General features: G+C 63.8%; 11 protein-coding genes and 1 pseudogene. 4 read left to right on the forward strand and 8 right to left on the reverse strand.

Features of this window, described 5'->3' with window-relative positions; translation table 11 throughout:
- Nucleotides 1-44 precede the first annotated feature (44 nt).
- Nucleotides 45-230, forward strand: a pseudogene (locus JOY90_RS36675) (LysR family transcriptional regulator); the annotation flags it as partial.
- Nucleotides 231-495: 265 nt separating this feature from the next.
- On the opposite strand, the gene JOY90_RS36680 reads toward JOY90_RS36675, so the two are convergent.
- Nucleotides 496-1,491: a hypothetical protein gene (locus JOY90_RS36680; protein WP_291695969.1), complete on the reverse strand. Its 996-nt coding sequence runs from the start codon at nucleotides 1,489-1,491 to the stop codon at nucleotides 496-498.
- Nucleotides 1,492-1,686: 195 nt separating this feature from the next.
- Between JOY90_RS36680 and JOY90_RS36685 the strand changes: the two genes are divergently transcribed.
- The gene (locus JOY90_RS36685; protein ID WP_291695970.1) at nucleotides 1,687-1,848 is read left to right on the forward strand and encodes a hypothetical protein; all 162 of its coding nucleotides are present in this window, start codon (nucleotides 1,687-1,689) and stop codon (nucleotides 1,846-1,848) included.
- An 811-nt stretch (nucleotides 1,849-2,659) separates the two neighbouring features.
- Here JOY90_RS36685 and JOY90_RS36690 read toward each other — a convergent pair.
- Together JOY90_RS36690 and JOY90_RS36695 are read right to left on the reverse strand one after the other, a co-directional pair.
- Complete coding sequence (locus JOY90_RS36690; RefSeq protein WP_291695971.1) at nucleotides 2,660-3,949, reverse strand: cytochrome P450; 1,290 nt, start codon at nucleotides 3,947-3,949, stop codon at nucleotides 2,660-2,662.
- 138 nt (nucleotides 3,950-4,087) lie between these two features.
- Nucleotides 4,088-5,185, reverse strand: a complete 1,098-nt coding sequence (locus JOY90_RS36695; RefSeq protein WP_291695977.1) for an HD domain-containing phosphohydrolase — start codon at nucleotides 5,183-5,185, stop codon at nucleotides 4,088-4,090.
- A gap of 271 nt (nucleotides 5,186-5,456) precedes the next feature.
- Here JOY90_RS36695 and JOY90_RS36700 point away from each other — a divergent pair, with 271 nt between their 5' ends.
- Nucleotides 5,457-6,227 (forward strand): alpha/beta fold hydrolase, encoded by a 771-nt coding sequence (locus tag JOY90_RS36700; RefSeq protein WP_291695972.1) that lies wholly within the window; start codon nucleotides 5,457-5,459, stop codon nucleotides 6,225-6,227.
- On the opposite strand, the gene JOY90_RS36705 is transcribed toward JOY90_RS36700, so the two are convergent.
- From JOY90_RS36705 to JOY90_RS36720, 4 genes are all read right to left on the reverse strand, one after another.
- Nucleotides 6,224-7,204, reverse strand: a complete 981-nt coding sequence (locus JOY90_RS36705) for an NAD-dependent epimerase/dehydratase family protein (protein WP_291695973.1) — start codon at nucleotides 7,202-7,204, stop codon at nucleotides 6,224-6,226. The two genes, JOY90_RS36700 and JOY90_RS36705, sit on opposite strands and share 4 nt — an antisense overlap.
- A 120-nt stretch (nucleotides 7,205-7,324) precedes the next feature.
- Nucleotides 7,325-8,074, reverse strand: coding sequence for a polysaccharide biosynthesis/export family protein (locus JOY90_RS36710; RefSeq protein ID WP_291695978.1), 750 nt, complete (start codon nucleotides 8,072-8,074; stop codon nucleotides 7,325-7,327).
- Nucleotides 8,075-8,219: 145 nt separating this feature from the next.
- Nucleotides 8,220-8,879: a peptide-methionine (S)-S-oxide reductase MsrA gene (gene msrA / locus JOY90_RS36715; RefSeq protein ID WP_291695974.1), complete on the reverse strand. Its 660-nt coding sequence runs from the start codon at nucleotides 8,877-8,879 to the stop codon at nucleotides 8,220-8,222.
- Between the two features lie 99 nt (nucleotides 8,880-8,978).
- Nucleotides 8,979-9,296 (reverse strand): hypothetical protein, encoded by a 318-nt coding sequence (locus JOY90_RS36720; protein ID WP_291695979.1) that lies wholly within the window; start codon nucleotides 9,294-9,296, stop codon nucleotides 8,979-8,981.
- A gap of 380 nt (nucleotides 9,297-9,676) precedes the next feature.
- On the opposite strand from JOY90_RS36720, the gene rpsT reads away from it, so the two are divergent.
- Entirely contained in the window at nucleotides 9,677-9,943 is a 267-nt protein-coding gene (gene rpsT, locus JOY90_RS36725) for a 30S ribosomal protein S20 (RefSeq protein ID WP_291695975.1), read from the forward strand.
- Between the two features lie 261 nt (nucleotides 9,944-10,204).
- Here the strand turns inward: rpsT and JOY90_RS36730 are convergent.
- Nucleotides 10,205-10,465, reverse strand: a 261-nt coding sequence (locus JOY90_RS36730; protein ID WP_291695976.1) for a hypothetical protein, incomplete at its 5' end; no start/stop codon positions are given.

Raw genomic sequence — 10,465 nt, forward strand, 5'->3', positions numbered from 1 at the left:
CGATGACCTCAGGATCTTCGAATGGGTAAGCGGCGCTCGGAGGCTTCTCCGCGGCCGGCAAGGCCCTGACCATGCCGAAATCCGGCGTGAGTCGAGCGATCAGTCGGCTGGAAAAGACGCTGGCAATTCGATTGTTCCAACGCACGACCCGCGAAGTCAGCCTGGCGGCAGCCGGCGAGGCATTGCGCGAGCTACCGCCGTTGCCTGTCAACCTTTTCAAGTTGGCGTGAGGTGTCACCGGCGGTGCGTGCTTTCGTCAGCTATATGGACGAGGCGAATGTGGTCGGTAAGGATCGGTCGGATCATCTCGTCGAGGCTAACTCATAAGAAGAGCTGCTCTGATGTCGATCGTGCCGCCCGTCCGAGCAAGAATCGCTGTTCGCTGGGCTACCCAAGCCCGTTTTTAGACAGCCTCGATCCAAAACGGAGGTGAAGCAAAGGCTGCTCGTTTCCCCGATTGCGCAGGGTCCTTCAGGAGATTCTCTGGTCGGGCTTTCAGGTGTCGAGCAGGGTGGGTACGAAAACGTCCTCAATCGTGAGCCGTTGCTTCGATAGTCCCTGTTCATGATGATATCGCAGATACGTATCGAGTGACTTGCGGTTGGCTGAGATGCCGTAGGGCCACCAATCATCACCGAGAAGCTCGCGATCGCGTGATATCTGATTGGTCAACCAAGGGATCATGAGTGTCATATTGTTGAACGTCATCCCCTGAACCAGTTGCTTGATGATGAAATCCTTTGCCTCACAGAAGGCTTTGTACACGGCCCTGACTAGCTCGGTCTCCTTCGCCAATTCTTTCCTGATAACCATCAGATGCATGATCGGGAAGATGCCGGTTCGACGGAAATAGTCTCTCTCGATCGTCTCATAGTCCTCGAACAGCCGGCCAACGGTCGGCCGCTTTTCGAGCACGCATTTCGGCGTATCGGCTGAGATCAGTGCGTCTATTTCGCCAGCTTCCAGCATCTCGCCGAGATCGACGTCGCCTTTCGCGTAGGTGACGTCGACGCCCTGCGGAATCGGTTTGGGTAGCCAGTCGATAGGCTTCAACGGAAAGTCTATGCCGCCTATGATCCAGCGGCACTTCTCGGGTTTAAAGCCGAACTCATCGGACAGCATGCCTTTTGGCATCACGCCGGCATCGTGACCATAGAGCGCGAGCTCGCCGATCCTTCTACCGTTCAGATCCTGCGGTCCTTCGATGCCCTTGGTCTTGTTGATGTAGATGGCGGAGTGCCGGAAAGAGCGTACCAGGAAGACCGGTATGGCGAGGAAAGGCGGGTCATTGAGTTCCAGGGTACGGAGAAAATAGGTGACACCCAATTCCGACACGTCATAGGCATGGCTCTTCACCATTGCCTCGAAGATGTCGACGACGATGCGGCCGCTGTGAAAAGTAGCATCGACGCCCTCGACCTTCACGTCGCCATCCCGGAGGGCGCGGCCGCGATCGTAGTTCCAGAAAGCGATATCCAGCTTGCGTCCCATCAGGAGGCGCTCCCAAGGTCCGAAATTCCCTCGATTGAACAAAGTTACACGATGAACGTTCCGCGCCTGCCACAGCGGAGAAACACGATTACGGGAACACAAGTCGAAGGCATTTCGGAGCATTGCGAGCTGCATAGCCCCGACAGTCTCAGATCACTACCGCCACGATTGGCGTCCACGTCTGTCGCAGAGATCATGTCCGGCTTTGGTTTCGATGACTTCAACGATCGGAACATCTACCCTGGAGGATGGACCGAGGATATGGCGCCGTATGTCGCTCAGCATTTGGAACGCTTTCTGGGAAAGTTGAGAGAATTGGTGGATGGGGAATCGGGCATGATGGTTGTCATACGTTGAAAACTGACATCGCCGATGATCTGGAAGGCCCGGCTCCCCGTCCGACAGTGACGGATGTGGCGGCTCGGACAACCGGAAGAGATTAGAACGACACACACTATCACCGTGCCGGCGATACGGATTCCAACTCGATTTGCCCGTCGGGCGGATTCTTGGAGAGTGCGTTCCGATATCGCCTCCGATGCCGGACGCCCCCGCCAACAGATCACTTGCGCGACAAACGGGATTCATCGAGCGGACTCAAGAGGGTTGGGGCTGTCCAGTCGTTGCCGCAAAAATATTTCGATTTCCATTTTTCAGAAGTCATGATTAATAGCTCCATCCCGCCTCCGTCGGAGGGGCGTTTCGCGATCGTCACGGACGTGGGAGGCGGGATGCGGTGGACGCAACGGCGCGCGAGACGAGCGCGCTCGTGGCGGACGGCGAAATCGTGTGGTCCTGGCGCCGCGACGCTGGCGTCAAGCTCGCAAGCGATGATCTTGCGGGTGACGGGGGCAAGAAAGCCCGCTCCCCGGGGAGATCACGTATAAGCCGTAACCCATCGCGCAGGGAATGCCGGTTGATCCGGCTTTACCTGTGGTGACTGCCGCCTGCGTTCTTTGTTGCAGGCGGGCCATGGGTGAGGCCCTCACCCGGCATTCCCTGCGCCCTCCGTTTCTTTCGAGGGCGATGCTGTCGCAAAGCTCGGACGAATCCCGTCGCGAGAATGCGTATCCACGCCCTCCGCTGGATGCCCCGCCGATGACACCGAATGCTGTTTGAAACGTTGAATCTGAAAGCAGCGCCGGCTCGACAGCCGCATCGTCGCGCGTCAATTCACCTGGAACCGGATCGGCAGCTTCTTCGGCCCGTTGACGAAGGTGGCCTGCGTCATCTTCACCTCGCCGTCCAGGCGAAGCGATTTCAGGCGCGGCAGCAATTCCTCGAACAGGATGCGCATCTCGAGCTTGGCCAGGTGCTGGCCGAGGCAGAGATGCGCGCCATAGCCGAAGGCGATATGGCGGTTCGGCTTGCGGTCGCTACGAAACTTGAAAGGCTCGTCGAACACCTCCTCGTCGCGGTTGCCGGAGGCGTAGCACAGCATCAGCCAGTCGCCCTTGGCGATGTTGCGGCCGCCGAGCTCGGTGTCTGACGTGGCCGAGCGCATGAAGTGCTTGACCGGCGTCATCCAGCGGATCGCCTCGTCGACCAGGCCTGGGATCAGCTCCGGGTTGGCCTTCACCCGGGCGAACTCGTCAGGGTCCTCCGCCAGCGCCCAGATCGCACCTGCCGTCGAGGACGAGGTGGTGTCGTGGCCCGCGGTCGCGACGATCATGTAATAGCTGGTCGCATCATGCTCCGGCATGTAGTCGCCGCCGATCTTCGCATTGGCGATCACGGTGGCAAGATCGTCGCGCGGCGCGCGACGCCGTTCTTCGGTGATGCCCTTGAAGTAGGCGCCGAAGTCGGCCACCACCATCTGCATCATCGCGGAAAACTGCTCCGCGGTCAGCGCCTCCCGGATCCGCGCCGTGTCGGGGTCCTGCGCGCCGAACAATTCCTGCGTCAGCCGCAGCATCCGCGGCTCGTCCCGTTCGGGCACGCCGAGGATCTCCATGATGACATGCAGGGGATAGCCTAGCGCGACGTCGGCGACGAAGTCGCAAGCGCCGCCCTTCTCCATCATGCGCGCGACCGTCGCCCGCGCGATCTCGCGCACGCGCGGCTCGAACTTGCCGAGATTGGCCGGCATGAACCAGCCCTGCGTCAGCGCCCGGTATTTCGGATGGTCCGGGGCATCCATCTGCACCAGCGAGCGCACCAGGTTCGGGCCGCCGGTGATCTTGCGGACGCGCTGCTCGATCGCGCGGTTGGTCAGCGTGGTGGGGCGGTCGGCGTTGTGAAACAGCTCGTTCTGGCGGCTGACGGCCTGGATATGCGCGTGTTTCGTCACCACCCAGAACGGCTCGAACCCATCGGGCCGCGCGACGCCGAGCGGATTGTTGGCGCGCAGCCAGCGATAGCTGTCATGGATGCGTTGACCGGCATAGGCGGCCGGATCGACGAGAGTCGCCGCGATGTCGGCGGGAATGTCGGGATTGCCCGTCGCTGTCGTATCCATCTGTCGTCCCTGCTGGCGGTGATGTCGGCGCGTGGTACGCGCGCCCACCATAGCAGGGGAAATCAGGCGACAGAATGCTTGCGTCCAGCGGTTGCCGACTGAGCGCAGGCGATTTCGACATCGTGAAAACCACCCTGCTCAGAAACACCCGAACGCGACCGGGCGGAACGCCTGCAGCAATTGCTGGTCGAGCTTGCCGCCCATCTTCTCCATGACGCCGAAGGCCCGCGCATGCGTGTAGGGCATCCGGTACGGGCGCTTCTCCACCAGCGCGGCATAGATGTCGACGATGGTGGTGACCCGGACGATGTCGCTGATCTGGTTGCCGCGCAGCGCGTTGGGATAGCCGGTGCCGTCGAGCAGCTCATGATGATGCAGCACGACGTCGAGCATTTCCGGCGGGAAGCCGCCCTGCTCCGCCAGCGCCTGATAGCCGCGCCGCGGATGCTCGCGGACTTCCGCGAGCTCCTCCGGGGTCAGCTTCTCCGGCTTGTCCAGGATCTCGGCCGGGATGAAGGCCTTGCCGACGTCATGCAGCAGCGCGGCACGGGTCAGCCGGCGCTGGTCCTCCTCGCGCATGCCGAGATGCTGCGCGAACGCCACCGCGAAGCCGGTGACGAACAGGCAATGCCGGTAGCTGTCGGCGTGGTGGCAGCCGACCGCGGTCAGCCATTCCCGCAATGAGGAATGCTTGATGGCCTTGAGGATCTTGCCCTCGGCCTCGACCACGTCGGAGAACTTCAGCGGCACGCCCGCGGGCAGCTTCTCGAATATCTTGGTGATCACCGCATGCGCGGCGGCGACGCCGCGGTTCAGCATCTTGCCGCGGTCCGTCGCATCATAGGTTTCGCTTGCCGGAAACGCGGCCTGGATGCGCTGCAGGATCGCATGCGCATCCAGCGGACGCATGATGGTGTCGGTCGCCCCGAGCGCCCAGGCCTGCATCGAGGCATGGTGCAGCGCGTCGGCGAGCACGAACAGCCGCGGCACCGCGCTGTAGGCCTTGCTCCGCAGCTTGTTGCGGACCATCTGCACGCTTTCGGGCGACCTCAGATTGATGTCGACCACGACCCCCGAAATATCGCGCGCGGGTGCCGACGGGATGTCGGCGGTCGCGACCAGGTCGACCTCGCCGACCTCGCGCAGGATGTCGGCAAGCTCGCTGCTGTGGTCGCCGCGGTCGGAGGCCAGCAGCAGACGGCGTCTGGTCGGGGTCGGCTTGGCGGAGGTCGTCATGAAGCGGTTCTGGCTCACGGGTGAACGATGGCCCAAGGCTAACCTATTACCGGTTTGATGCGCCTTAACGAGCATGATCAACGTCCCGCGCTGATAGCTCGTACAAGTTTAACGAAGCCTTTCGCCCGCTTCGAAAAGCCGACGCCGGTTTCCGGCAGGTCGGATGCGGATCGGCCGCCTGCCGGTGATTTTACGGACGCGATTTGCGTGGTTCCCACGGCCGCACAGATCGCCTTACAATGAGGAGGGAAACATCCAGGAAAGACGAACAATGCCGACCATCGATCGTAACGGCGTGAAGATCTACTTCGAGGTCCACGGGGACGGTCCGCCGCTGATCCTGACCCACGGCTATTCGTCGACCTCCGCGATGTGGCAGGGCCAGGTCGCGGCGCTGTCCAAACATCACAGGCTGATCCTGTGGGACATGCGCGGCCATGGCCGGTCGGACTATCCCGAGGACGCCGCGGCCTACAGCGAAGCGCTCACGGTCGGCGACATGGCCGCGCTCATGGATCATGCCGGCGCCGACAAGGCCATCATCGGCGGACTGTCTCTCGGCGGCTATATGTCGCTGGGGTTATATCGCGCCCATCCCGAACGCGTCGCGGCGCTCCTGATCATCGACACCGGCCCGGGCTTCAAGAAGGATGACGCGCGCGAGGCCTGGAACAGGCGGGCGCTCGACACCGCGGAGCGGTTCGAGCGCGAGGGTCTCGACGTGCTGAAGTCCGGCAGCCGCGAACGTTCCACGGTCAACCACCGCGACGGGACGGGGCTCGCGCGCGCCGCGCGCGGCATGCTGACGCAGCGCGATGCCGGCGTGATCGAGCTGTTGCCGGAGATCAAGGTACCGGCGCTGATCGTGGTCGGCGCCGACGACACCCCGTTTCTCGCCGCCTCCGACTACATGGCCGCCAAGATTCCGGGCGCCAAGCAGGCCGTAATCCCCGCTGCCGGTCATGCCGTGAACATCGACCAGCCGGAGGCCTTCATCGACGCCGTGCTGCCGTTTCTCGACGGCCTGCCGCGCTTCGGCTAGCGGCGTCTTGCGTGCCATGCAGCCAGCACCTCGCGCTCTTCCTCGATGGTCAGGCCATCGACCTTGCCATGGCACGCGCGCCACCAGTCGAAGGTGTCGCGCGCCGTCTCGACGAGCGGCCGGCATCTCAGGCCGGCATCGCGCGCCGGCCGAGCGTCGCGCGTGGCGAAGCCGGCATACTCCGGCAACGGCAGCCACAGGGGCAGCGATCGCGGTCCCGCCCAACGCCGCACGTCGTGCTCTTCCAGGAAGGCGCGATCGGCCCAGTTGAGCGTCGCGGACGAGCCAACCGCCGCCGCGCAGGCGGCCAGCAATGCGCCGCGACTCTGCGTCGGTCCGATGCCATCGTAGACGCCGATCAGCCGGGCCTCCGCCGCCCGAACGATCCATTCGGCGAGATCGCGCACATCGACGAACTGGACGGCATCCTCCGGCGCCCCCGGCGCCAGCACCTCGCCTCCCCGGAAAAGCCGCGCCGGCCAATAGGTGAAGCGCCCGGTCGGGTCCTCAGGTCCCACGATGAGCCCCGCCCGGCAGATGAAGGCGTCCTCGCCGACGGCCTGCTCGCAGGCCACCTTGGCGCCGCCATAGATCTGGTCGGTGCTGTGCTCGACATCGGGCGCCGTGGGTGCACGCAGCGGCGCCGTGTCCGCCCGCTGCCCCGGCGTCTGGCTGTCCGCATACACGCTGACCGTCGAGACGAAGGTCCAGTGCCCAGCGCGAGGCTTGAGGGCGGCGACGGCGCGGCGCACCTGGCCGGGGTGCCGCGAGACATCGACGACAGCGTCGAAGGCGTCGTTTGCGAGCGGCTCCAGGCCATCCGAAGCGTCGCGGTCAATGCGGACGAAGCGCGCGCCGGACGCGATCGGACCCGACAGCCCCCGCGCGGCGCAGGTCACGTCGTGGCCGATGGCGCAGGCATGGGCCGCGATCGCACGGCCCAGAAACTGGCTGCCGCCCAGAATCAACAGACGCATGAAACACCCCATTCCCAACGTGCCGACGTCCGTGCCCGATCGAGCCGACGGCGCGATCGGAAAGGCAGACAGCCAATAGCAGATTACGCCGGTTGGAATGAAGAAAGCGAGCGCGCCTGGTCAGAACCAGCGCTCGCCGACCGTCACGGTGTCACCGGGGCTGAGCGAGGTGCCGAGCGGCGCCTGATAGCGCGCAGCGCCATCGGCCTCGGCGTGGGTGAGCGTGACGATGTCGCGCCTTGCCCGCGGCGAGAAGCCGCCGGCAATCGCCACCGCGCTCTCCACCGTCATGTTTGGCACGTAGGGATACTGGCCGGGCGCCTGCACCTCACCGAGAATGAAGAACGGCCGGTAGGACTCGATCTCGACTGCGACCGAAGGCTCGCGGATGTAGCCGTTGCGGAGCTTGGCGGTGATCTCGGCGGCAAGCTGGGCCGGCGAGCGGCCGCGCGCCGGCACCTGGCCGATCAGCGGCATGGTGATCGAGCCCGCGGCATCGATGGTGTAGCTGTTGGTCAGCCCGTCCTGGCCGTAGACCACGACACGGAGCTTGTCGCCGGCATCGAGCTTGTAGTCGGGGTCGTTGCGGACGGGCGTCGGCTTCGCGGCGGCGTACGAGGCGTAAGGCTCGGACGCTGCCTGCGCATAGGTAGGGCGCGGTGAAGCGGCGAGCGCGTTGCGCAGGGCGCTGATCGCCCCGCCGCCTTGATCGGCGGTCGCGCGTGGCTGCGGAGCAACGGGCTGGCCATAGGCGAGTGAATCCAGGTCGCCCTGCGGTTGCACCACCGCGACGGGCCCGCCCGTCTGCATGCAGCCCGACAAGGCAAGCGTCGCCATGGCGGCAATGATCGACAATCGAAACGCGCGCACAACGAGCACGGGGGTCATCCGTTCAAGCGAGATGACCCAAGTTGTGCCATTGTTATGGTTAACGAACCGTTCGCACCTCCGCGCCACACGCCAACATTCTATCTCCGCGTGCATCGCGCCGACCTACCGCTGGTGTTGCCCGGCTTCACGCCGCGCTGACGCCGACCCCGATCGGGCAGGACACGCCGGTGCCACCGAGACCGCAATAGCCTGCCGGGTTCTTGGCGAGATATTGCTGGTGGTAGTCCTCGGCAAAGTAGAATGCGCCGGCCGGCGCGATCTCGGTGGTGATGGCGGGAAGACCCTTGGCCGACAGCGCCTTCTGATAGGCCGCTCTGGACTCCGCGGCGGCGTTGCGCTGCGCGTCGTCGAAGGTGTAGATCGCGCTGCGGTATTGCGTGCCGACGTCGTTGCCCTGGCGCATACCCTGCGTCGGGTTGTGGTTCTCCCAGAACGTCTTCAGGAGCTGCGCGTAGGAGAGCTTCTTCGGGTCGAACACGACCAGCACCACCTCGGTGTGACCGGTACGCCCGGAGCAGACCTCCTCGTAGGTCGGGTTCGGCGTGTGCCCGCCGGCATAGCCTGCCGCCGTGACGTGGATACCGTCGCCGAGCTCCCAGAACTTGCGCTCGGCGCCCCAGAAGCAGCCGAGCCCGAACACCGCCTCCGCGAGGCCGGCCGGATAGGGCGGCTGCAGCTTGCGGCCGTTGACGAAATGAGTGGAGGCGGTGGGAATCGGAGTCGCGTGGCCCGGCAGCGCCTCGGCTGCGCTCGGCAGGGCGGTGGTCTTGCGCATGAACAGCATGGGTTTGTCTCCGGGCGCGAAAACGGTTTCAGAAGCTAAAGCTCCGCGGATAGCCGCAATATAGGAGCTTCCCATACGCCCCGCAGCCCCGGCGCGCGTTCAGTCGCGCGAATAGCCGATCAATGGTTTGCGCGGCCGGAACAGGAACATCAGGACGATCCCGAGCAGGCCGAGGACCGCAAACACCGGCTGGTCGAGCAGGACCTTCACGACGCTGGTCCAGAGCCACGGAACCCTGGTTTCCACCCAGGTGCGGAAGGCCTGCTGGCTCGCCTGGTTGATGTCGTTCCAGAACTGGCCGAACCGGGTCAACTGCAGGCTCTGGTCGGCGACCCACCGGGCGCCGTCATAGACCATGAAGATGAACCCGCCAGCCAGCAGCAGCAGCCCTACAAGTCGGAAAAAACCGCGGATCATCTGGTCCACCTGTCTCGGTCGTGCGCCATGAATGCTCGCCCGCCAGCCCTTACCGGCCACCTTGCCGAAATTCAACCTCGTCAGTGGCTTACCGGCCTTCCGCAAGCCTTGCCCGCGGCCCGCGGCGCCGCGAGAGCGTTGACGCTCGATGACGTGGCCTCTATAAAGGCGGCAATGGCGGTGGGCGCAATCCCGCCGCCGCTGTTCTTTGGGCAGCGCCGGCCACTTTGAGCACATTTGCTTAGGCACCTCGGGCTTGGGCAGCGGCATTGTCGGAGACGTTTTCGAACAACCCGTAGCGTCGATCACCTGCTTTGACGGGCCGGCGCGCTTAACCACGATTGAGAGCAAGCGGCCACCGCCGAAGGATCAGAGAGACCATGGCCAATACCACTTCCGCCAAGAAGGCGACGCGCAAGATTGCCCGCCGCACCGTGATCAACAAGTCGCGCCGGACCCAGATGCGCAGCGCCGTCCGTTCGGTCGAAGAGGCGATCAAGCGCGGTGATCGCGATGCCGCGCTGAAGGCGATGTCGCATGCCGAGCCGGAGCTGATGCGCGCCGCACAACGCCGCATCGTTCACAAGAACAATGCGAGCCGCAAGGTCTCGCGCCTCGCGCATCAGATTGCCAAGCTCGCCAAATGAAACGCGGTCGGTGAGCATGACACCAGGCAAGCCCGGCTCCGCCGGGCTTTTCTTTTTGCGCTATGCAGCACGTATGCTCACCGTCGTGCGTTTACCGCCGAGATTCATGTCCGTATTTCTACGCAATGCGCGCACTTGCCGTGGCGGAACCTCGTGCGCGCCTGCGAAAGCTCGCCGTCTCGTGCATGTGAAATGGAACATCGGTCGATCACCGCGGGAGTTACCCTGAAAAAGGAATCGCGAAAAACATCGGCTTGCTAGTCACTTACCCGCATAGTGAATGCGACCACTTTGAAAAACTGCTTCCACCTTAACGAAGATAAAAATTTTATGAATTTTTTTTGCGATCGCCATGAGATTTGTGACGCGCAGGATTCCTCGCGGCGATTCAAAAACTTGCTTTCCGCGCCGCGCACATGCTGCGCCAGCGTCGGTTGCGAGCAGCTCCGAGCTCATCCGCAAAATGGATTGCGAGAAATCTCGCATCGTGTATTCCTTAACTCGCTCGCGGCGCCCACGATC

It is taken from the genome of Bradyrhizobium sp. (assembly GCF_019242285.1).
Classification (GTDB): Bacteria; Pseudomonadota; Alphaproteobacteria; order Rhizobiales; family Xanthobacteraceae; genus Bradyrhizobium.

Excerpts from the sequence above, each read along its gene's own strand:
- JOY90_RS36685 (WP_291695970.1), top strand. The coding sequence starts at position 1,687 with ATGTCCGGCTTTGGTTTCGATGACTTCAACGATCGGAACATCTACCCT.
- JOY90_RS36705 (WP_291695973.1), bottom strand. The coding sequence starts at position 7,204 with ATGCGTCTGTTGATTCTGGGCGGCAGCCAGTTTCTGGGCCGTGCGATC.
- JOY90_RS36695 (WP_291695977.1), bottom strand. The coding sequence starts at position 5,185 with ATGACGACCTCCGCCAAGCCGACCCCGACCAGACGCCGTCTGCTGCTG.
- JOY90_RS36690 (WP_291695971.1), bottom strand. The coding sequence starts at position 3,949 with ATGGATACGACAGCGACGGGCAATCCCGACATTCCCGCCGACATCGCG.
- JOY90_RS36680 (WP_291695969.1), bottom strand. The coding sequence starts at position 1,491 with ATGGGACGCAAGCTGGATATCGCTTTCTGGAACTACGATCGCGGCCGC.
- msrA (WP_291695974.1), bottom strand. The coding sequence starts at position 8,879 with ATGCTGTTCATGCGCAAGACCACCGCCCTGCCGAGCGCAGCCGAGGCG.
- rpsT (WP_291695975.1), top strand. The coding sequence starts at position 9,677 with ATGGCCAATACCACTTCCGCCAAGAAGGCGACGCGCAAGATTGCCCGC.
- JOY90_RS36700 (WP_291695972.1), top strand. The coding sequence starts at position 5,457 with ATGCCGACCATCGATCGTAACGGCGTGAAGATCTACTTCGAGGTCCAC.
- JOY90_RS36720 (WP_291695979.1), bottom strand. The coding sequence starts at position 9,296 with ATGATCCGCGGTTTTTTCCGACTTGTAGGGCTGCTGCTGCTGGCTGGC.